The 20707-nt window shown below is 61.2% G+C and carries 16 protein-coding genes; 8 read left to right on the plus strand and 8 right to left on the minus strand.

Annotation, left to right across the window (positions count from 1 at the left end; genetic code table 11):
- Positions 1-11 precede the first annotated feature (11 nt).
- The 3 genes from HQ912_RS13565 to tssA are packed head-to-tail and all read left to right on the plus strand — an operon-like array spanning position 12 to position 5676.
- Positions 12-773: a DotU family type IV/VI secretion system protein gene (locus HQ912_RS13565; RefSeq protein WP_107322346.1), complete on the plus strand. Its 762-nt coding sequence runs from the start codon at positions 12-14 to the stop codon at positions 771-773.
- Positions 770-4591 (plus strand): type VI secretion system protein, encoded by a 3822-nt coding sequence (locus HQ912_RS13570; protein ID WP_107322347.1) that lies wholly within the window; start codon positions 770-772, stop codon positions 4589-4591. The genes HQ912_RS13565 and HQ912_RS13570 overlap by 4 nt, the downstream gene beginning before the upstream one ends.
- Positions 4588-5676 carry a type VI secretion system protein TssA gene (gene tssA / locus HQ912_RS13575; RefSeq protein WP_107322348.1) on the plus strand — a complete coding sequence of 363 codons (1089 nt, stop codon included), beginning with the start codon at positions 4588-4590 and terminating at the stop codon, positions 5674-5676. The genes HQ912_RS13570 and tssA overlap by 4 nt, the downstream gene beginning before the upstream one ends.
- On the opposite strand, the gene HQ912_RS13580 is transcribed toward tssA, so the two are convergent.
- Positions 5673-6626, minus strand: coding sequence for a 2-hydroxyacid dehydrogenase (locus HQ912_RS13580; RefSeq protein WP_107322349.1), 954 nt, complete (start codon positions 6624-6626; stop codon positions 5673-5675). The two genes, tssA and HQ912_RS13580, sit on opposite strands and share 4 nt — an antisense overlap.
- A gap of 402 nt (positions 6627-7028) precedes the next feature.
- Between HQ912_RS13580 and HQ912_RS13585 the strand changes: the two genes are divergently transcribed.
- The gene (locus HQ912_RS13585) at positions 7029-8309 is read left to right on the plus strand and encodes a serine/threonine transporter (RefSeq protein WP_076384405.1); all 1281 of its coding nucleotides are present in this window, start codon (positions 7029-7031) and stop codon (positions 8307-8309) included.
- Positions 8310-8565: 256 nt separating this feature from the next.
- On the opposite strand, the gene acnB is transcribed toward HQ912_RS13585, so the two are convergent.
- The gene (acnB, locus tag HQ912_RS13590; protein ID WP_047225746.1) at positions 8566-11166 is read right to left on the minus strand and encodes a bifunctional aconitate hydratase 2/2-methylisocitrate dehydratase; all 2601 of its coding nucleotides are present in this window, start codon (positions 11164-11166) and stop codon (positions 8566-8568) included.
- A gap of 408 nt (positions 11167-11574) precedes the next feature.
- Between acnB and HQ912_RS13595 the strand changes: the two genes are divergently transcribed.
- Entirely contained in the window at positions 11575-12045 is a 471-nt protein-coding gene (locus HQ912_RS13595; protein ID WP_047225747.1) for a DUF1289 domain-containing protein, read from the plus strand.
- A 27-nt stretch (positions 12046-12072) separates the two neighbouring features.
- Here HQ912_RS13595 and HQ912_RS13600 read toward each other — a convergent pair whose 3' ends face one another.
- A complete protein-coding gene (locus tag HQ912_RS13600) occupies positions 12073-12936 on the minus strand; it encodes a universal stress protein (protein WP_047225748.1) in 864 nt (287 codons plus the stop codon).
- Positions 12937-13095: 159 nt separating this feature from the next.
- Here HQ912_RS13600 and HQ912_RS13605 point away from each other — a divergent pair, with 159 nt between their 5' ends.
- Complete coding sequence (locus HQ912_RS13605; protein WP_173406899.1) at positions 13096-13701, plus strand: tRNA-(ms[2]io[6]A)-hydroxylase; 606 nt, start codon at positions 13096-13098, stop codon at positions 13699-13701.
- 135 nt (positions 13702-13836) lie between these two features.
- Here the strand turns inward: HQ912_RS13605 and HQ912_RS13610 are convergent, their stop codons facing one another.
- The 4 genes from HQ912_RS13610 to HQ912_RS13625 form a co-directional block, all read right to left on the minus strand.
- Positions 13837-14325, minus strand: coding sequence for a GFA family protein (locus HQ912_RS13610; protein ID WP_160892248.1), 489 nt, complete (start codon positions 14323-14325; stop codon positions 13837-13839).
- 191 nt (positions 14326-14516) lie between these two features.
- The gene (locus HQ912_RS13615; RefSeq protein ID WP_107322351.1) at positions 14517-15134 is read right to left on the minus strand and encodes a DNA-3-methyladenine glycosylase family protein; all 618 of its coding nucleotides are present in this window, start codon (positions 15132-15134) and stop codon (positions 14517-14519) included.
- A 23-nt stretch (positions 15135-15157) separates the two neighbouring features.
- A complete protein-coding gene (locus HQ912_RS13620) occupies positions 15158-16240 on the minus strand; it encodes a bifunctional transcriptional activator/DNA repair enzyme AdaA (protein ID WP_047225752.1) in 1083 nt (360 codons plus the stop codon).
- Between the two features lie 66 nt (positions 16241-16306).
- A complete protein-coding gene (locus tag HQ912_RS13625) occupies positions 16307-17761 on the minus strand; it encodes a TrkH family potassium uptake protein (protein ID WP_076384415.1) in 1455 nt (484 codons plus the stop codon).
- Between the two features lie 203 nt (positions 17762-17964).
- Here HQ912_RS13625 and HQ912_RS13630 point away from each other — a divergent pair, with 203 nt between their 5' ends.
- Complete coding sequence (locus tag HQ912_RS13630) at positions 17965-18552, plus strand: LysE family translocator (RefSeq protein WP_047225755.1); 588 nt, start codon at positions 17965-17967, stop codon at positions 18550-18552.
- A 28-nt stretch (positions 18553-18580) separates the two neighbouring features.
- On the opposite strand, the gene HQ912_RS13635 is transcribed toward HQ912_RS13630, so the two are convergent.
- Complete coding sequence (locus tag HQ912_RS13635; RefSeq protein ID WP_107322353.1) at positions 18581-19405, minus strand: helix-turn-helix transcriptional regulator; 825 nt, start codon at positions 19403-19405, stop codon at positions 18581-18583.
- 137 nt (positions 19406-19542) lie between these two features.
- Between HQ912_RS13635 and HQ912_RS13640 the strand changes: the two genes are divergently transcribed.
- On the plus strand, positions 19543-20505 hold the full coding sequence (locus HQ912_RS13640) for a sensor domain-containing diguanylate cyclase (RefSeq protein WP_173406900.1): 963 nt from the start codon (positions 19543-19545) through the stop codon (positions 20503-20505).
- Positions 20506-20707 lie beyond the last annotated feature (202 nt).

Consider the following 20707-nt stretch of genomic DNA (forward strand, 5'->3'; position numbering starts at 1 on the left):
AGGGGAGTCGTATGCCTGACGGAAGTGGCGGGGCGGTTCGGAGTCTGCATGAGGCACCGCTGAGCAGTGCGTTTCGTCAGGCTTGGCTGAAGTGGTCCCAGGACTGGCAGGACTTGCCCAAGGACAGCGACCCCGCGGTATTGGTCAGCCGGGTGGTGGAGTTTTCCGGTCGAAGCGCCCAGCGGTTGTGGCGGGTTGCCTTTGCCACCGTGGGCGATGCGGCCACCGAGCAGGTCAAGGCATTGGTCTACGCCTTCGTGGCGCTGGTGGACGAGACCTTGCTGTTCACCCCATGGCCGGGACAACTGGCCTGGCAGCAGCATCCCCTCGAATCGCGCATGTACTCCAGCCGTCAGGCCGGCGAACGGTTGCCGGCCGCTATCAAGAAACTGCTCGATGAGCAGATGCCCGGCACCCGGGACCTGGCCAACGTGTACCTGCAGTGTCTGATTCTCGGTTTTCAGGGCCGATTGCGGGGCGAGCCCGGTCAGGTCCAGCACGAAAAATGGCGGGTGGCGCTGTTCACGTTCGCCTGGCAGCACGAGCCCGATTATGTCGATGTCAGCCAGCGCCTGGCGATGTCTGCGGCGGCCACACCGATACGTGTCCCGGTTCAACAGTCGTTGCCGGACGGTTTGCGCCTGGGCCTGGTGATCCTGGCGATGGTGTTGCTGCTGACCGGGTTGGGGCAGGTGTTCTGGCGTGACATCCAATCAGAGCTTGAACCGGTGCTGCAACTGAACGAGTCGGTGGTTCAGGAGCAGGACTCATGAGCCTCTTGAGCATCGTCGCCCTGGTGTTGCTCGCCATTGTCGCGGTGCTGCTGATTGCGGCGGCGATCTGGTGGCTGCGCACCCAGGGCGGCGCGGCTATCCGCAGCTTCTATGGCGCGGTGCGCCACATGGAGCAGGAGCAAGGCACTCGGGACCGCTATCAGATGCCCTGGTTGTTGATGCTGGGCAACGAGGCCGATGGCGCGCAGTTGTGCGCCCAGTGGCGTTTGCAGCCGACAGACAAGGCGGCGTGGTTCGGCCGCTGGTGGTCGGATGCCGAAGGCGCGGTGCTGGTGGTGCCCCAGGCGCTGTTTTTGCCCGATGAGGGCATGAACATGCAGCGGGGTAACTGGTGGCGGCTGTTGGGATTGATTCTGCGCCTGCGCAGCAGACGGCCGCTGGATGCGGTGATCTGGACTGTGCCGTTCGGCAAGCTCGATGACATCGAGCAGACGACCGAGTTGAGTCTCAAGGTCCGGCGCTGTTTCATCGACCTCTTGCAACGGTTCGGTCTGAGCTTGCCGGTGTACGTGGTGATCACCGGGATGGAAGAACTGCCGGGGTTCCAGGAACTGGTCAGCGCCTTGCCCGCCCAGGCGCGGGAATCGACGCTGGGCTGGTCGTCGCCATATTCGCCCGAGGCGGCGTGGCAATCGCAATGGAGCGATCAGGCGCTGGATCAGGTCAACGCCGCATTGTCCCAGTCGATCATCGAAATCGGCGCGCTGTCGGGGCAGTTGAGCAGCGATCTGTATGGGTTGCCGGAGCGTTTCGAAGGGTTGCGGCGCGCCATGCAGCTGCTGCTGGAACCGGTTTTCCAGGGCAACGCGCAAGGCGAGGCACCGCGCTTTCGTGGCGTGTATTTCACCGCCAGCCAGGCGCCCGCCGTCACTGGCGATGGGTTGACCGCCAGCGACAGCGTTTTGCGCCAAACGGTGTTCGCCCGGCAATTGTGGTCGCGCCGGCTGGTGGCCGAGCGGGGGCTGGCCCAGCCGGTGCCACGCCTGCTGCGCTTGCGCCAGCGCTGGCATCGGCTGGGCGGTGGGGTGGCGCTGGTGGTCGGCGTGGTCTGGCTGGGGAGCATGGTCTGGGTCTGGCACGATTCGGTCGAGCAAGCCGAGGGCTTGTCGCGGTTGGTCCTCAGCGCGCACAAAAACCATGTCGTGGTCGACCCCGACAAGCCGCAACTGGAGCCGACCCGGCACAACGTGCAGAACTACTGGAACGTGCTGGAAAAAGCCCCGCGCTGGCGTTTCGTCTCGGTGGTGTTTCCGACTTCCTGGTTCTCCGCCGTGGACGTACAACTGGACAACGGCTTGCGCATGACCGCCCGCCATCATTGGATATTGCCGCTGCGTGACCTGCTGGTCTCGGACCTCGAACAACTCAAGGGCATCCGCAATACCGAGCGGCGCGGCAACGTGGAAAGCGAAGATCCGGCCCAATGGCAAAGTTACGTGAAAGCCAAGGACCTGGTTGAGCGTGCGGTGCGCCTGGAACAGCACAACCAGATGTTCAGCCAGGCGGTGAACAACCCCAAGGCACCGTTGGACGAGCTGGTGCAACTGAGCAACAACGCCCTGTCGTTGAACCTCAACACCGGGACCTTGAGCCGGGCGCGTTTTTACAATCGGGTGCTGTTCGATGCCCAGAATAGCGATTTGAAAGGCCTGGACCTGAACGCCGCGCGCCCGGTGATTGCCGATAACTTCATGGGCCTGATGCAGCGCTGGCTGGATCATTACTTTCTGGCGGACAACTTCGTGCGTCAGGCCGGTTACCTGAAGCTGCATCTGCAACGGCTTGAGGCCGGCGGCGGCAACTCCTTGAGCGAACTCGAAGAGCTGATGGCGTTGGTCGATGACCTGCAAAGGCTCGTCAGCCTGACCAACTCGGCCTGGGGCCGGGGCAAGGGGCAGGACCTGGTGCCCGGTTACACCCAGTTGATGGACAAGGTGGGCCACAGCACGCTGCTGGGGCCGGATCTTGAGCAGGATCTGCAGAGCCAGGCGGCAAAATTGCAGCAGAGCTTTCGCGACCAGTGGATCGTCCAGACCGGTTCCAGGGACAATCTGTTGGTCCAGCAGGGCAGCGGTTTGCTGGTGCTGCAGGAGCATGTCACGGCGCTGGACGGCGCGGTACAAGCGCTGTTCAAGCGTGACTTCGTGGCATTGGCCATGCAGAAGGCGCCGTCGGACAGTAACGCCGACTCGATGGGCCGGGGTGACAGCGACGATTTCAGCGTTGCCTTGAACTACTTCGCCAGCTACCAGAGCTACGCCAATGAAGAACTGCCGCGCATCCCGCCGGATTATCGTGGGGCGCTGATGGAGGCTGCTGAAAGCGCGGCGGCGCGGGCCATGTGGCTGAGTCTGGATGACAGCGAGCAACCGCTACCGGGCATGAGTTTCAATGTGCAGACCTCCCAGGCCGTTGCCCTGCAAAAAGCTTTCATGGATGTGAAGCGCAGCGATCTGGCGATTCGTTTTCAGCGCCTGCTCAACCGCCGAGCGTTGGCGCAGATCCAGAGCGGCCTGAACGAAATCGACGCCCAGCCACTGTTCACTCAACGTGCCGATGTCCAACGCTGGAACGGCTCGAAGAACTTCGGCTTGCAGTTGTACGGCGCCACTGATCCTCAGGACTTGAAGCTGAACCTCAACCAGCAGTTCGGCGCCATGCTACAGATCGCCGAGCATCGTATGCCTGCGCTGGAATGGCTGATTGTCCAGCAGGACAACCTGTCGGCCCTGGAGCACGATCAGGTTGCCCGGTTCATGGCGCTCAACGACGAACTGCTCAAATACAAAAACCAGAACCCGGCCAGTGCGGCTGCCCAGCTGGAGCAATTGGTAAGTCGCGATTTCATCGAAATGGACACCACGTCCTGCGCGCAGATTCTGCAAACGTCCAGCCTGCCCGGCGGACGTGGCGACCTGGCCGTGCGCACCGTTACGCTGCAACAAAGTGCCTTGCAGCGCTGCCTGTATCTACAACAGAACCAGGCGGCGACCGCCTGGAATGACCTGGCCAATTATTTCAATCAGTACCTGGCCGGGCGCTTTCCGTTTTCCCAGGACGTGCGGGCCAGCGATGCCGACCCGGCGCGGGTCCAGCGCCTGCTGGAGCTGATCGACACGCGGCTGCCTCAGGCACAGGCCGGACTGGCGTTGAGCCGGACGCCGGAGCGATTGGCGGCGGAGGATTTTCTCAACCGTTTGAAACAGGCCGGTGCCTGGCTCGGGCCGCTGTTCGTGCGGGACAAGAGTGGCTTGCTCGGCGTGGAAATGGACGTGCGCTGGCGAACCGATCGCGAGCAGGAACGCGGCGCGGATCAGGTGATCGCCTGGGGGCTGAACGCCGGCAACCAACAGATCAGTTACCCAGGTGAAACCGGGCAGAACCTGCGCTGGATGGTCGGCCAGCCGGTGAGTTTGACCCTGCGCTGGGCCCGTAACGGTTACCAGCGTCCGGCCAACGACCCCTTGCAACCCGACCTGGTGGTGCGCGATCTGGAAGCCGGCTGGGAGTACCAGGGGCCGTGGGCGTTGCTGCGCCTGATGCGCTCACTGGTGTCGAGCCAGCGCCAGCCGAACGCCGACTACACCGATTTCCCGCTGACCCTGCAACTGCCCGTGACGGCCCAGACCCAGGCGACCACGGCGCAACAGACCCAGATGTTCCTGCGTTTGTCGCTGATGAGCCAGGGTTCGAAGCTGCCGCTGTCGATTGCGCCGCTGCCGACCCAGGCCCCCCGTTCACCTTTCATGGCGACCTCATCGAGCACCGCCATCGCAACCCGCGAGGAGGGCTTGTGAGTTTGCCGATATCCCCTTTGCCCGAACTCATCCCCCGGTTGCTTGAGCCGATCAGCGCCGAATCGCCCTGTGGCCAGGATCTGCGCTACGAGCCGGAGTTCGACCAGTTGCGCGAGTTGCGCCGGGAGGACGACACCAGCCTGCCCACAGGTGTGTGGCAATCGTCGATCAAGCGCGCCCAATGGCCGGAACTGGAAAGACTTGCCACTGTGTTGCTGCTCGAGCGCAGCAAGGATTTGATGATCAGCGCCTGGCTGGGGGAGGCCTGGTTACACCTGACCGGGCTGGAAGGACTGCCGGGCAGCCTGGCGTTGGTGGCGGGTCTGTGTGAGCGCTACCCCGAGCAGCTGTATCCCCGGGCCGATGACGGTGACCCGTCGTGGCGGGTCATTCCGCTGGAGTGGCTGGCCCGTCGCTACAGCGAAGTGTTACTGACACGGGTGCCCTTGTTCGATGGCCGGGACCCTGATTTCGACGGTTTCTGCCTGGCCGACTGGCAACGCTTGCAGCGCCAGCAGGTGTTGGTCAACGACAGTAAAAACGCCAAGGCCTCGGCGGAAGCGGCGCGCAACGACCAGAAAAAACTTAGCGAACTGATTCGCACCACGCCATTGTCGTTCTGGCTGCATCGCCAGGGCAGCCTGATGCTGAGCCTGCAGCACCTGCAACGGCTCGAAGCCTGGAGTGATGCCTACCTGGGCGATCAGGCCCCAGGCTATTCCTCCCTGCAGGACGTGATACAGGCCTTGCTGACATTGATAGAGGAGTTCATTGCGATGAACCCACAGCAACCCACCGTCGTGCCGGCGCAAGCACCACCGCCGGTGACGCCGCAAACCGCCCCAGCGCAGGTGGGCGCCGCGGCAACCCTGGCTTTTCAGGAGCCGGCCAGCCGCGAGGAAGCCTATCGCCAGTTGCTGGTCATCGCCGGCTACCTGGCTCGCACCGAACCCCACAGTCCGGTGCCCTATTTGATCCGGCGCGGCGTGGAGTGGGGCAACAAACCGTTGAACGAGCTGCTGGGCGAACTGATCAGTGCCGATGCCGAATCCCGGCGCGTGTGGACGCTATTGGGCGTTCTCTAACGCTCCTCGTCGGGCAAGCGCACCGGCGTCAGTACCGGTTTGCCGGAAAAGAACGCGGTCAGGTTCTGGCCCACCAACTCCACCATAGCGCGGGTGGCTTCCGGCGACAGGCCTGCCACGTGGGGTGTGAGGACGACGTTGGGCAGGTTCTTCAGCGCCTGCGGCACTTCGGGCTCGTGATCGAACACATCCAGGGCCGCTCCGGCAATTCGCCGTTGTTCCAGGGCGCTGATCAGGTCGGCGGTGGCAACCACGCTGGCCCTGGCGACGTTCACCAGAAATCCTTTTGGACCGAGCGCATCCAGGCTCTGCTTGTTTATCAACTGCCGGGTATCCAGGCCGCCTGGCGTGGCGACGATCAGGAAGTCCGAGACCCGCGCCAGTTCCGTGGGCGTGGCGCAGAAGGTGTAGGGCACGTCGTTGCGTACCCGGCGATTGTGATAGCTGACACTCATGTCAAAGCCCAGGGCGGCCCGTTTGGCGATCGCCATGCCCACCGCGCCAAGGCCCAACACGCCCAGCCGCTTACCGGCCAGGGAAGGGCGCGCGCTCCTCGGCCATTCGCCCCGTCGCAGGGCGGCATCGCAATGGGGGATATCGCGCACCAACGCCAGCAACAGCGCCATGGCATGGTCGGCTACCGACGACGCATTGACCCCGGCGCCATTGGTCACCACGATGCCGCGCTGATGGGCGGCCTGCAGGTCCACCTGCTCGTAGCCGGCGCCGATCACGCAGATGATTTTCAGGTTGGGCAGGGCGGCAATTTCCTCGGCCGTCAAACCCAGGGGACCGCGGGTCAGTACCGCGCTGAACCGTTCTCCATGTTCGTGAATCGCCGTCTTGCGCTCGGCAGGCGTTGGCGCCAACTCCAAGTGATAGCCCTGGCGCTCAAGAATCGGCAGGTATTCGTTGACGGTTTCAACCAGTACAAGAACGGTTGCGGTCATGCTGTGCTCCTGTGGGCAATAGGACTGACGAAAAACCTGTGGGAGCGAGCCTGCTCGCGATAGCGGTGTCTCAGGAAATACCATGGCTGGCTGTTCCATCGCTATCGCGAGCAGGCTCGCTCCCACAGGGTTTTGTGCATTATGGCTTATCCTGCGCTGGTAACTGTTTCATCTGTTCTGAGTGTAGGAGTTGGCGCAAAACGGCGATAGGTCGGCGGCTTCATTCCCCGGCGTTATTTGCCGCAGATGCACCGTCCTCACAACCGCTCCTCAGCTAAGTCTTTGCTTCTGCTCGTTAATCCCGGACAATCGCGCCCCTGTTTCGGCCAGGGCGCTGCCTGTCGGGGTTTTCCGACTCGTCCTGGTCGGGTGCATGTGACCGGAATGCGGAGATCCGACCGGATGAATGATCAGGCCACTAGCGTCGAAGAACGCTTTGAAACGACAGCCCCAGCTACGCTCAGCCAGTGGGGGCGGCATGACACTACTTGGATGTTGGGCCTGTTTGGCACCGCCATCGGTGCAGGTACTTTGTTTTTGCCCATCAACGCCGGCCTCGGCGGTTTCTGGCCGTTGTTGATCCTGGCGTTGCTAGCCTTTCCCATGACGTTCTACGCCCACCGGGGGCTGACCCGTTTCGTGTTGTCCGGCCGTGAAGGCGCGGACATCACTGACGTGGTGGAGGAGCATTTCGGTATCAAGGCCGGTGCACTGATCACGTTGCTGTATTTCTTTGCAATTTTCCCGATTCTGCTGATCTACAGCGTGGCGCTGACCAATACGGTGGGCAGCTTCCTGGAGCATCAACTGCATATCCAGCCGCCACCTCGGGTGGTGCTATCGCTGGTGTTGATCCTGGGTTTGCTGGCAGTGGTGCGCTGCGGGGAGCAGGCGATCGTCAAGGCCATGAGCCTGATGGTCTATCCGTTTATCGTAGCGTTGCTGTTCCTGGCGGTGTTTCTGATCCCGCACTGGAACGGTGGCATCCTGACCACAGCGTCCACGCTGCCTGAACCTTCGGCGCTGCTGCATACCTTGTGGCTGGCGATTCCGGTGATGGTGTTCTCGTTCAACCACTCGCCGATCATCTCGGCGTTTGCGGTGGATCAGAAGCGTCGCCATGGCGATAACGCCGAAGTGCGCAGCTCGCAGATCCTCTCGCGCGCCCATGTGCTGATGGTGGTGATGGTGCTGTTCTTTGTGTTCAGTTGTGTTTTGACGCTTTCCCCGTCGCAACTGGCCGAGGCCAAGGCGCAGAATCTGTCGATCCTGTCGTACCTGGCCAACCACTTTAGTAATCCGACCATCGCTTTTGCCGCGCCATTGATTGCGTTCGTGGCGATCTCCAAGTCCTTCCTGGGGCATTACATTGGCGCCAGCGAAGGCCTCAAGGGCCTGATCGTCAAGAGCGGTCGGCGTCCGGCGGCAAAGACCCTGGACCGTCTGACCGCGGCGTTCATGTTGGTGGTGTGCTGGATCGTCGCCACCCTTAACCCGAGCATCCTGGGCATGATCGAAACCCTGGGCGGCCCGGTAATCGCGGCGATCCTGTTCCTGATGCCGATGTACGCCATCCAAAAGGTCCCGGCCATGGCCCGTTACCGCGGCCAGGCGTCCAATGTGTTCGTGACGCTGGTAGGGGTGGTGGCAATTACCGCGCTGGTCTATTCCCTGACATCCTGACCGGATTCCCTGTGGGAGCGCGCCCGCTCGCGAAAGCGGTGGGTCAGCTTGCATTGATGTTGGATGTGCTGCCGTCTTCGCGAGCAGGCTCGCTCCCACATGGAGTCTTGGGTGTTCATAGATTCGTCATTCACCACAAGTCTCTGTGGGAGCGAGCCTGCTCGCGATGGCGTCAGTTCAGGTTGCATCGAAAACAGGCATAAAAAAACGCCGCCCCTCGCAAGAAGGGCGGCGTTTTTAGTCGAGCGTTGAAGCCTTAGGCTTGAACGACCGGGATGTTGGCATTGGCAGCCGCTTCACGGAACTCGGCGATCTGGTCGAAGCTCAGGTAGCGGTACACGTCCGCTGCCATGCTGTCGATCTTGCCGGCGTATTCCATGTACTCCTCGACGGTCGGCAGGCGACCCAGGATAGACGCCACGGATGCCAGTTCGGCCGAAGCCAGGTAGACATTCGCGCCGTCGCCCAGACGGTTCGGGAAGTTGCGGGTCGAAGTCGACACCACGGTGGAGTTCGGTTCCACGCGTGCCTGGTTACCCATGCACAGCGAGCAGCCTGGCATTTCCATCCGTGCACCGGCCTTGCCGTAGATGCCGTAGTAGCCTTCTTCGGTGAGCTGGTGAGCGTCCATCTTGGTCGGCGGCGAGAGCCACAGACGGGTTGGCAACTGACCCTTGACCTGTTCCAGTAACTTACCGGCAGCGCGGAAGTGGCCGATGTTGGTCATGCACGAACCGATGAACACTTCGTCGATCTTCTGCCCAGCGACGCTGGAGAGCAGGCGGGCATCGTCCGGGTCGTTCGGCGCGCAGAGCACAGGCTCCTTGACGTCGGCCAGGTCGATCTCGATGACTTCGGCGTATTCGGCGTCCTTGTCGGCTTCCAGCAGTTCCGGGTTGGCCAGCCAGGCTTCCATCGCCTGGGCACGACGCTCCAGGGTGCGGGCATCGCCGTAGCCTTCGCCGATCATCCAGCGCAGCAGGGTGATGTTCGATTGCAGGTATTCGGCAATCGATTCCTTGGACAGCTTGATGGTGCAACCGGCAGCCGAACGTTCGGCCGAGGCGTCGGACAGTTCGAACGCTTGCTCGACGGTCAGGGTTTCCAGGCCTTCGATTTCCAGGATGCGGCCGGAGAAGGCGTTCTTCTTGCCTTTCTTCTCGACGGTCAACAGACCTTTCTGGATCGCGTAGTAAGGGATGGCGTGAACCAGGTCACGCAGGGTGACGCCTGGTTGCAGCTTGCCCTTGAAGCGAACCAGGATCGATTCCGGCATGTCCAGCGGCATGACGCCAGTGGCGGCGGCGAACGCCACCAGGCCAGAACCGGCCGGGAACGAGATACCGATCGGGAAACGGGTGTGGGAGTCGCCACCGGTGCCGACGGTGTCCGGCAGCAGCATGCGGTTCAGCCAGCTGTGGATGATGCCGTCGCCCGGACGCAGGGACACGCCGCCACGGGTCATGATGAAGTCAGGCAGGGTGTGGTGGGTGGTCACGTCGATCGGCTTTGGATAGGCCGCGGTGTGGCAGAAGGACTGCATCACCAGATCGGTCGAGAAGCCCAGGCACGCCAGGTCTTTCAATTCGTCGCGGGTCATCGGGCCAGTGGTGTCCTGGGAACCGACGGTAGTCATCTTCGGCTCGCAGTAGGTGCCCGGACGAACGCCGGTCACGCCGCAGGCCTTGCCGACCATTTTCTGCGCCAGGGTGAAACCCTTGGTGCTTTCGGCCGGGGCTTCCGGCTTCTTGAACAGGTCCGAAGCGGGCAGGCCCAGCTCGGCACGTGCCTTCTCGGTCAGGCCGCGACCGATGATCAGCGGGATACGGCCGCCGGCACGCACTTCGTCCAACAGGACCGGGGTCTTCATTTCGAAGGTGGCCAGGACTTCATCAGTGCCGTGCTTGCAGACTTTGCCAGCATGCGGGTACAGGTCGATCACGTCGCCCATGTGCATGTTGGACACATCGAATTCGATCGGCAGGGCGCCGGCGTCTTCCATGGTGTTGTAGAAAATCGGGGCGATCTTGCTGCCGAAGCAGAAACCACCGGCGCGCTTGTTCGGCACGTAAGGCACGTCGTCACCGAAGAACCACAGCACCGAGTTGGTGGCTGATTTACGCGACGAACCGGTACCGACCACGTCACCGACGTAGGCGATCGGGAAGCCCTGGCCGCGCATCTCTTCGATCTGCTTCATCGGGCCGGTCTTGCCTTGTTCATCCGGCACGATACCGTCACGGGCCATTTTCAGCATGGCCAGGGCGTGCAGTGGGATGTCCGGGCGGGACCAGGCGTCAGGAGCCGGGGAGAGGTCGTCGGTGTTGGTTTCGCCGGTAACCTTGAACACCCGAAGGCTGATCTTGTCGGCCAGCACGGGGCGGTTCTTGAACCACTCGCCGTCGGCCCAGGATTGCAGCACGCCCTTGGCGTGAACGTTGCCATTGCGGGCTTTTTCAGCCACGTCGTGGAAGGCGTCGAACATCAGCAGGGTGTGCTTGAGTTCTTCGGCGGCTACGGGCGCCAGTTCGGCGTCGTCCAGCAGGTCCACCAGGGTCACGATGTTGTAACCGCCCTGCATGGTGCCGAGCAGTTCAACGGCGCGCTTCTTGTCCAGCAGAGGGGATTGGGCTTCGCCTTTGGCCAGGGCGGACAGGAAACCGGCCTTCACGTAGGCGGCTTCGTCGACTCCAGGCGGAACGCGATTGGTGATCAGGTCAACGAGGAAAGCTTCTTCGCCAGCCGGAGGATTCTTCAGCAGCTCGATCAGGCCTGCGGTTTGTTCGGCGTTAAGCGGCTGGGGAACGATACCCAGTGCTGCACGCTCTTCGATATGTTTGCGGTAGGCTTCAAGCACAGTTATTACCCTCATCAGTGGTCCCAAATGGGTGTCCGGGACGCTCATCCAGAAACCCACGGTACTCATGCGCGTCGGAAGCTTTTTGAGCCACCACGCCAGAGTTTCCGCGAGTTCCTCACAGAAGCTGCTTTCAAAGTTTTACGCCTGCAGAACGGGGAGCTGATGAGGGTTGGCGTTGGGCTTTCCCCGCTGGAAAGACCCTCGGCCAACACCGCTCTGAAGGAACGACTGTGCTCGTGACGCTTTGAAAACAGCTTCTAACGGACATTGGCGCCTTAAAAGGCTGGCTGATTCTACGGCAAAAAAAAAATAAACGTAAGTTGGCCCCTGAAGTTTGAGGGGTGATCAATCTTAGACAAAGGGCTAACATGCCGGCCTGTCCTGCTTTTGCGTGTGTTTTTCCTTATGCCCAACCAGCTCATCAAGACCCCCTGCGTCGGCCTTTGCTCCACTGTCTACGGTGACCTGGTGTGCCGTGGCTGCAAGCGGTTCCACCATGAAGTGATTCATTGGAACGGCTATAACGAGGACGAAAAACGCGCGGTGTGGATGCGGCTTGAGCAGTTGCTGGTCCAGGTAATGGTGGCCAAGCTGGAGGTTTTTGATCCTGCGCTGCTGCGCCAGCAACTGGAAACACGCAAGATTCGTTTTGTGCCGCACCAGTCGGAATATTGCTGGGCTTATCAATTGATCGCCCGTGGCGCGCGGGTGATCAACAACCTGGAAGCCTACGGTATGGTGCTGATGCCCGAATTTCGCGACTGGGACCTGCCGGACCTGCGCGACGCCATTGATCGGGAATTCTTCCTGCTGTCCGAAGCCCATTACCAGCGCTACATCGCGCCGGGGTTCCTGAAGGATGCCATTGGCGGCTGAAGGAGATGGCTTTTGTGGCGAGGGGTGTCAGTCCTTGACCGCCAGCTCCACCAGATGATCCTCGACCTCCTGCGGTTTGAGCACCAGCACGTCGCTTTCCAGCGTGTCGAGCACCGCTTCGGCGGTATTGCCGATCAAGACCCCTGACAACCCGGAACGCGCCACGGTGCCGATCACTGTCACCGCTGCCTGCAGCTTGCGCGCCATGTATGGAATCAGGACGTCCGCCGGACCTTCTTCGATGTGCAGGTGTTGGTCGTCGATGTCGAACTCAGCCTGGAACGCCCGGCATTGTTCGCGGTATTTGGCCTCGATGGTTTCCTTGAGCTGGAACGTCGGATCGGCGGAGGACAGCATCGGTGTGGGATGGGCGCTGATCACGTGCAGGTGCGCCTTGGCCAGGATGGCAATGTCGTAGCCGTGATCGATGATGGTGGAGTGCAGGTGGCGGTGCTCGCCGTCGGCATTGCCCACGTCGACGGCGGCGAGGATCACTTTGTCTTTCCAGGAACCGGCGGTTTTCACCAGCAGCACTGGAGTCGGGCAATGGCGCAGCAATTTCCAGTCCGCCGGGGTGAGCAGGGCTTTTTTCAGCGGGCTGTCGGGAAAATGTTGCTTGATCACCAGGCCGCAACCTTCGGCCTGCTGTACGTCGATGATGGTTTCGTAGAGGCTTTCGTTCCAGGCCTGTTCGGTGGTGACACTGTAGCCGTCGGCCAGCAACGCGGCCTTCAGCACGCTGAGCATGCCGGCATGGTCATGCTTCTTGTCACACACCAGCAGATGCAGGTGGGCCTGGGTGACACCGGCAATCAGCTTGGCGCGCTTGAGCGCGAGGCTTTCCGAATGTTCGGGGTCGATGACCACCAGAATGCTGCGAATGGCTTGCATGATCGGCGTCTCCAGCAATAAAAAGGCATGGCGTTGCTCAACTATAGTTGTTGTATGGCAGTCGTCGACTTGATGCATATCAACGGCGGTGGCTGGTGGTCTGGAGGCAGGCCGGTATAATCGGCGCCCTTCGCTCGACTCTCTTTTTCCGTGAGCCCCATGATCCTTCCCGAAATTCATGAATTCCTTGGTTGCCGCACTCCCGATGCCTGGGTCCAGGCGGCGCTGGCCGACCAGGAGACGCTGCTGATCGACCACAAGAACTGCGAATTCAAGGCCGCCAGCACCGCCCTGAGCCTGATCGCCAAGTACCACTCCCACGTTGACCTGATCAACCTGATGTCACGTCTGGCCCGGGAAGAACTGGTGCATCACGAACAGGTGATGCGCCTGATGAAAAAACGCAAGGTCGGCTTGCGCCAGCTCTCTGCCGGGCGTTACGCCTCGGGGCTGCGCAAAGTGATCCGCAGCCACGAACCGGTCAAACTGGTGGACACTTTGGTGGTCGGCGCTTTCATCGAGGCCCGCAGTTGCGAGCGTTTCGAGGCCCTGGTGCCGCACCTGGACGAAGAATTGGGCAAGTTCTATTTCGGTTTGCTCAAAAGCGAAGCCCGGCATTTCCAGGGCTACCTGAAACTGGCCTACCAGTATGGCGACGCCAAGGACATCGCCCAGGTGATCGACAAGGTTCGTGACGCCGAGCAGGCGCTGATTGAATCGCCGGATGTGGAGTTTCGCTTCCACAGTGGTGTGCCTGCGGTATAGGGCTGTTTGCCCTGACGCCATCGCGAGCAGGCTCGCTCCCACATTTGATCTTCAGTGAACACAAGTAATGAGTACACCGAAAATCCCTGTGGGAGCGAGCCTGCTCGCGATGAGGCCTCACGCAGCTCTACATCCTTAATCGCTCAAACCCAGGCGCTCATGCCATTGGGCAATGGACTCCTGGGGATAGATCTCGAACTGCTGATCGCCGGCGTGCGCCTCGACTTCCACCCACGGCGCCTTGGAGCCCAGCATCAGATGGGTGTGCTCAGGCGGTACCGGCAACGGCGTGTCGATGGCAGAGGCGAACGGGTGGATCAGCTCAGGCCATTCGGGGCTGAACAGCCACAAGCCTGAACCGCAAAGGGAACAGAAATGCCGTTCGGCGCTGCTGCGGTGGGCGCGTTTATCCCCGTCATTCCTGAGCCGCGCATGATAGATCGAGATGTGCTTGCGACCGCGTACCTTCAAGCTCCGGGCATCGCCCCCCAGGTTTATCGCAAAGCCGCCTCCACCCTGGGTCTTGCGACAGATCGAGCAGTAGCAGCGCTGATAAGGGTAGGGGTGGGCGCTGTCGAGGCTGAACGACACCGCGCCGCAATGGCAGGATCCTTCGAGCTGCATGAGAACCTCCGGTTGGCAATTGGGAAGTGGCTCAGGACAGCCTAGACGGTCGGCATTTTTTGACAGCTGAATTCAGGCCGGCCATGCGGCAGCCATCGCGAGCAGGCTCGCTCCCACATTTGATCTTCAGTGAACACAAACACCGAAATCCCTGTGGGAGCGAGCCTGCTCGCGATGAACGATGACGCGCTCTAGCGACCGGGCACCCGCCACAAATACCACGCCGCCACCGTCCGATGTGGGCTCCACGCCTGTCCAATCCCAACCATCTGTTTGCGCGTCGGTTGGACGTCCAAACCCTTGAGCCGCCGATACCCCTCACGCACTCCAAAGTCATCCGCCGGCAGGATGTCGGGTCGCTCCAGGCTGTAGATCAGCAGCATCTCCACGGTCCAGCGTCCGACGCCGCGCAGGGTGATCAAGCGTTCGATCAAGGCCTCATCATCCATGGCCAGCGCCGCGGGGTAGTCCGGCACCACCTCGTCCAGCGTCGCTTGAGCGATGCCCTGTATGGTCGCGATCTTGCTGGCGGAAAATCCGCAGTCGCGCATCTGTTGGAAGTCAGTCGCCAGGATCTGCTCAGGCCTGGGGAATATCGCTCCCGGAAACAGCCGCAGAAAGCGACCGAGAATCGCATCGCCGGCTTTAGCATGCAATTGTTGATAGGCAATCGCCCGGACGAGTGCTTCATACGGGTCGCGGGCCGGTTTGGGTTGCAGCAGGCAAGGGCCGATCATCTCGACATGACGGCACCAGTCTTCGTCGAGGCTTGCCAGAAAGGTGCTCGCATCGTGGTACGGGACAGGCATCAGGTGTTCACTCGGCAGGCTGATCAGAATGCCAGTGGCAGGGACACCTGCACCGCGGCCTTTTCCAGCCGCAACAGAAAAGCCTTGCGTGGCTGCCCGCCACCATAACCGGTCAACGAGCCATCCGCACCGATCACCCGGTGGCAGGGGATGACGATGGCCAGGCGATTCTGGCCGTTGGCCAGTCCCACCGCACGGCTGGCACCAGGACTGCCGAGGGCAGTGGCGATGTTGCCGTAGCTACGGGTTTCGCCGTAGGGGATTTTTTCCAGTTCAGCCCAGACCCGGACGGCGAAGGCGCTGCCGGGCATGTGCAGCGGCACGCTGAACGAGGTGAGCTTTCCAGCGAAATAGTCGGCCAGTTCGGTTTCGATCTGTTGCAAGTGGGGATTGTGCCCCGGGGCGACGGTATAGCCGTAGCGTTGTTGCAACTCTTCGATTTCCCGGGTCAGGGCCGGGCGGTCGAGGAACTCCAGCAACACCAGGCCGCGCCGTTCGGCCATGGCCAGCATCGGCCCCAGTGGCGTTGTCAGGCGGGTGAACAGCAGGGGTTCGCTGTGGGCGGCGCGGCCCGGTGTGATGTGGAAAGACTTCACGAAGGCGTCACGAAATCCGCTCAGGGACTCGTAGCCTGAGTCAAAGGCCGCATTGTCGATGGAAATCCCTTCTTTGATGCCCCCCAGGGCGATGCCCAGCCGTCGAGTGCGCAGGTACGCATGGAAAGTCATGCCGAAATGCTGCTTGAACCAGCGCCGCAGCTTCAGCGGTTCAATGCCTTGTTCCAGCAACAAAGCATCGGTCCAGCGCAGGTCGGGTTCGGCGTCCACGGCCTTGAGCAGCGCCTGGATCCAGGCCGGCGCGATGGCGGCGGCATCCAGCGGCTTGCAACGCAGACAGGCTCGATATCCGGCCGACATGGCTTCGTCAGCGTGGGCGAAGAATTCGACGTTTTCCGGCTTCGGCTTGCGCGCCGTGCAGCTGGGGCGACAGAAGATGCCGGTGGTCTTGACCGCCGTGAAGAACACCCCCTCGTAGGCGGTGTCTCGTTCGAGCATGGCGCGGACCATCTCGGCATGGGGTGGGAGCAGCGAGTCGTGTAGGTTCATGGGAGGAGCATAGAGCCAGGCCCGGGATGGCTCCACCGGAAAATCGACAGTGAATTTTCATCCGCCTCAATACTTCCAGAACACCGGCGTGAACAACACCAGCACGGTCAGAATCTCCAGACGACCCAGCAGCATGCCAATGGTCAGCAGCCATTTGGCCGCATCCGGCAAGGTGGAGAAGTTGCCGGCCGGTCCGATGATCGAGCCCAGCCCTGGCCCGACGTTGCACACGGCCGTGGCGGCACCGGTGAGGGCCGTCGTCCAGTCCAGGCCGATCAGCGCAAGCCCAAGGGCGATAGCGCCGATGGTAATGGTGAAGAAAAAAGAAAACGTCAGCAGCGAACGGACGATCTCTTCGTCAATGGGGTGCTTGTTGTATTTTTTCTGAATCACCGCCCGCGGATGGATCAGTTGTTTCAAACTGCCCATCAGTAAGGCGCCGGCCACCTGAAAACGAAAAATCTTCAGCCCGCCGGAGGTGGATCCCGAACAACCGCCGACAAACGTCAGGTAAAAAAATAGCAGCAGGGCAAAGCTGCCCCATAGCGAGTAGTCACCCAGCGCCACACCGGTGGTGGTGACCACCGAAGTCACGTTGACGGCTACGATGCGCACCGCGTCCAGCCAGGCGTAGTCGCTGTTCAGGCTCAGCCAGGTGCCCACCACGAGCCAGGTAATGACCAGGAATCCGAGGAATCCACGGACCTGATGATCCCTCAGCAACGCTCGTTTGTTCCCGCGCAACGTGGCGACATACAAGGTGAAGGGCAGTGCGCCGGCGATCATGATAATCACCGAGATCCAGTGGATGGCCGGTTGAGACCAGTTGGCCAAGGACGAATCCGAAGTGGAGAACCCTCCGGTGGAAATCATGGTCATCGCATGGTTGATCGCTTCGAAAGGTGTCATGCCCGCCAGCCACAAGGCCAGGGCGGCCAGGGCACTCAAGCCTAAGTAGAGCCACAGGATGTAGGTCGCCGCCACATGGGAGCGCGGTGTGACTTTCTCCGACCAGTCCGATGATTCGGTCTGGAACAGTCGCATGCCGCCGACCCGCAACAGCGGCAGGATGGCCACCGCCATGCCGATGAAGCCGATCCCTCCGAGCCACTGCAACATCGAGCGCCAGATCAGCAGGCCCGGGGAGGCATTGTCCAAGCCGGTGAGGATGGTCGAGCCGGTGGTGGTGATGCCGGACATCGTCTCGAAGAATGCGTCGGTGTAGCTGATGTGCTGGATAAATACCATCGGCAAGGCGGCGAAGGTGCAGACAACCACCCAACTGGCAGTGGTCAGCAGGTACATGTCCCGCGGACGCAGTTGTATGTGCTCTGGCCGACCACGTGCTACCAGCAAGATGCCGCAGACAGAGGTGATCAGGCTCGACCACAAGAACGCCGAGAGGTCATCGTTTCGCTCGTACACCATCAGCGTGAGAAGCGGGATTGCCATGCTCGCGGCCAGGGTGATCAGGAAAATGCCGAGGATGAATCCGATAAACCGCACAGCCGCAAGGGACATAAAACACGCCTGAAAGAATGAGCCGCCCAGTATCGATTTCGTTGACCGGACGCTGCGTAAAGTTTGCGTAAAAAAAAAGCCCGAAACAGCACCTGTTCGCACGGCGCGCGGTGAGTCGTCGTCATTGGGCAGTTTTGTTCAATACCGCCAGTGGCGTGCAATTTACCTTGAACGCCACCTCACGGACATGAAGAAGGTATGCAATGAGTCTGATTATTTCCATGGCTGCGTTTGCACTGGTCGCGTCCATCACTCCCGGGCCGGTGAATATTGTAGCCCTCAGTTCCGGGGCGCGATTCGGCTTTCGTGCCACCTTGCGTCACGTGGCCGGGGCCACCCTGGGGTTTGTCTTGCTGCTGGTGTTGATGGGGCTGGGGTTGCACGAAGTGCTGCAGCGCTGGCCCGGCCTCACGCGAGTGGTGCAACTGGGGGGCGTGGGTTTTCTGTTGTTCATGGCCTGGAAACTGGCGATGGACAACGGGCAGCTGGGCGCCGGAGACGAGGAGCGGGCGCCGTCGATGTTTTACGGCGCGTTGATGCAGTGGCTCAACCCCAAGGCGTGGCTGGCCTGTGTGGCCGGGATGGGAGCATTCGTGGCCGATGGTGAGGCGCGGTTGGTGTGGCAGTTTGCGGCTATCTACCTGGTGATCTGTTATCTCTCGGTAGGCTGCTGGGCCTATGCCGGCAGTTTTCTGCGGGTCTGGCTGGGCAACCCGGCGACCATGCGCCTGTTCAATCGGACGATGGCGGCGTTGCTGGTGGTCAGTGCGGTGTATTTGTTGTTGCCTTGAGCCATCCCCGCGAAAGCAGGATCGGGTATCAACCGCGATATTGGCCCGGGGTGGCGGCCAGGTGTTGTTTGAAGGCGCGCTGGAAATGCGCCTGGTCGGCAAACCCGCTGTCCAGTGCGACATCGGCAATCAGCTTGCCTTCGCGTAACTGCCGACGGGCGAACTGGATCCGACGATTGACCAGGAAAGCATGGGGCGTCATGCCGTAATGGCGCTTGAAGGCCCGGCTCAGGTACGACGGCGAAAGTTGTGCGGCGGCGCAGATGTCTTCAAGTTTCAAGGCCTCGCTGCAATGGTCATGGATAAACTGCGCCGCTCGCATCAATCCCGGGTGGCTGCCACGGTCCGGGCGCCCGGCTGGGTTGAGCCGGTGTTGCAGGTCGATGAAAAACGCTTCGGCGGCGGCGTGTTTGCGGGCGATGTCGATCCGCTCATCCACCAGTTGGCCGTACAAACCCTGTAAGGCGGCAAACAGCTCGATGTCGCGGCTGTGGGTGGTGGCGAAGCCCTGAAAACCCAGGGTCTCGTCAAAGCCGATTCGGCGCTGCAAGTCCGTCAGCCACTGGGTGTCGACGTACAGCATTACATACGACCATGGCTGATCATTGATCGGGTTGCACGCATGGACATCGCCGGGGTTCATCAATACGACCGTACCGCTCTCTACCTGGAAATTCGATTGCTCATGAAGGTAGGTGCTGCGCCCGGCCGTGATAGCCCCGATGGAAAAGTGGTCATGGGAATGACGCGAATAGCAGACCTTGCGTCCATCGGTGATGCCCCGGGCTTCGATGAAGGGCAGCGCTGCATCACGCCAGAAACGTGGGGCGGCATCATGGGGGGCGGGCTTCATCGGTCGGCGTCCTCGTCTTGAACCTGTGTCGCAGTGTATTAGGCCCTGTCGATAAATGCCTGTTTGATTTGACGCATTGGTTTGAAGGGGAGTGGGCCTGGGCTAGACTTCAACAAGCCCTCTCGATGGAGTTCCCGATGCCTGCGCCAGGTAAACCGGATAACGAAGCCGTTCGCCTCAAGAATCTGCACTCGCTCAAGCTGCTCGACACCGCGCCCGAGGAGCGCTTCGACCGCCTGACTCGCCTTGCCCGGCGTTTGTTCGATGTGCCCATTGCGCTGGTGTCGCTGGTGGATGCCAACCGTCAGTGGTTCAAGTCCAACGCGGGCCTGGACGCCAGTGAGTCCGGACGCGACGTTTCATTTTGTGCACACGCCATTTTGCAGGATCAGATTCTGGAGGTTTGCGACGCGGAGCAGGACGAGCGGTTTCGCGACAACCCGTTTGTCACCGATAAACCCGGCATTCGTTTCTACGCCGGGCAGCCGTTGGCACTGGATGACGGCAGCAAGCTTGGAACCCTGTGCTTGCTGGACACCAAGCCGCGCAAGCTCAATGACGAAGAACGCGAACTGCTGCGCGACTTGGCCAGCATGGCCGAGCAGGAAATGATTGCTGTGCAGATGGCGAGCATGGACGAACTGACCTTGCTGTCCAATCGACGTGGTTTCAAGACGTTGGCCCAGCATGCGCTGAGCGTTTGCGAGCGCCTGTCGCGTCCGGCAACACTGCTGTTCTTCGACCTCAACGAATTCAAGCTCATCAACGACCGCTTCGGACACGCCGAGGGCGATACGGCACTAAAAACGTTTGCCGACGTGCTACGCATCGCCTTTCGCGAAAGTGATGTGATCGGTCGTTTGGGTGGCGATGAGTTCGTGGCGCTGCTCACCGGCTCTGCCCATGTCGAAACCTCGGCGATCATGGCGCGACTCAGGGAAATCCTTGATGAGCGCAATGCGATGTTGCAGCGTGGCTATGACATCCGTTTCAGCGTGGGCCAGATCGACTATGACCCGAAGCGTCATCAGTCCATCGACAGCCTTTTGGCGGATGCTGATGAGGCGATGTACATTCAAAAACAGGCTGGTTCGCGCTGACGGCCTCACATCAAGCCCTTATGTGTGCAGGTCCATCGTCATCGCGAGCAGGCTCGCTCCCACAGGGGATTTGCGGTTTGCCCGAAGTCTATGAGCAACTCGGAAAATGTGGGAGCGAGCCTGCTCGCGATAGCGGTGGCCCATTCAACACGAATGCAAGCTGACCCGCCGCCATGACCAGAGCGGAATAAAAAACGCCGCT

Source organism: Pseudomonas sp. MPDS, assembly GCF_013283895.1.
Taxonomy (GTDB): domain Bacteria; phylum Pseudomonadota; class Gammaproteobacteria; order Pseudomonadales; family Pseudomonadaceae; genus Aquipseudomonas; species Aquipseudomonas rhizophila.

Excerpts from the sequence above, each read along its gene's own strand:
- HQ912_RS13565 (WP_107322346.1), top strand. The coding sequence starts at position 12 with ATGCCTGACGGAAGTGGCGGGGCGGTTCGGAGTCTGCATGAGGCACCG.
- HQ912_RS13570 (WP_107322347.1), top strand. The coding sequence starts at position 770 with ATGAGCCTCTTGAGCATCGTCGCCCTGGTGTTGCTCGCCATTGTCGCG.
- HQ912_RS13580 (WP_107322349.1), bottom strand. The coding sequence starts at position 6,626 with ATGACCGCAACCGTTCTTGTACTGGTTGAAACCGTCAACGAATACCTG.
- HQ912_RS13585 (WP_076384405.1), top strand. The coding sequence starts at position 7,029 with ATGAATGATCAGGCCACTAGCGTCGAAGAACGCTTTGAAACGACAGCC.
- HQ912_RS13595 (WP_047225747.1), top strand. The coding sequence starts at position 11,575 with ATGCCCAACCAGCTCATCAAGACCCCCTGCGTCGGCCTTTGCTCCACT.
- HQ912_RS13600 (WP_047225748.1), bottom strand. The coding sequence starts at position 12,936 with ATGCAAGCCATTCGCAGCATTCTGGTGGTCATCGACCCCGAACATTCG.
- HQ912_RS13605 (WP_173406899.1), top strand. The coding sequence starts at position 13,096 with ATGATCCTTCCCGAAATTCATGAATTCCTTGGTTGCCGCACTCCCGAT.
- HQ912_RS13610 (WP_160892248.1), bottom strand. The coding sequence starts at position 14,325 with ATGCAGCTCGAAGGATCCTGCCATTGCGGCGCGGTGTCGTTCAGCCTC.
- HQ912_RS13615 (WP_107322351.1), bottom strand. The coding sequence starts at position 15,134 with ATGCCTGTCCCGTACCACGATGCGAGCACCTTTCTGGCAAGCCTCGAC.
- HQ912_RS13620 (WP_047225752.1), bottom strand. The coding sequence starts at position 16,240 with ATGAACCTACACGACTCGCTGCTCCCACCCCATGCCGAGATGGTCCGC.
- HQ912_RS13625 (WP_076384415.1), bottom strand. The coding sequence starts at position 17,761 with ATGTCCCTTGCGGCTGTGCGGTTTATCGGATTCATCCTCGGCATTTTC.
- HQ912_RS13630 (WP_047225755.1), top strand. The coding sequence starts at position 17,965 with ATGAGTCTGATTATTTCCATGGCTGCGTTTGCACTGGTCGCGTCCATC.
- HQ912_RS13635 (WP_107322353.1), bottom strand. The coding sequence starts at position 19,405 with ATGAAGCCCGCCCCCCATGATGCCGCCCCACGTTTCTGGCGTGATGCA.
- HQ912_RS13640 (WP_173406900.1), top strand. The coding sequence starts at position 19,543 with ATGCCTGCGCCAGGTAAACCGGATAACGAAGCCGTTCGCCTCAAGAAT.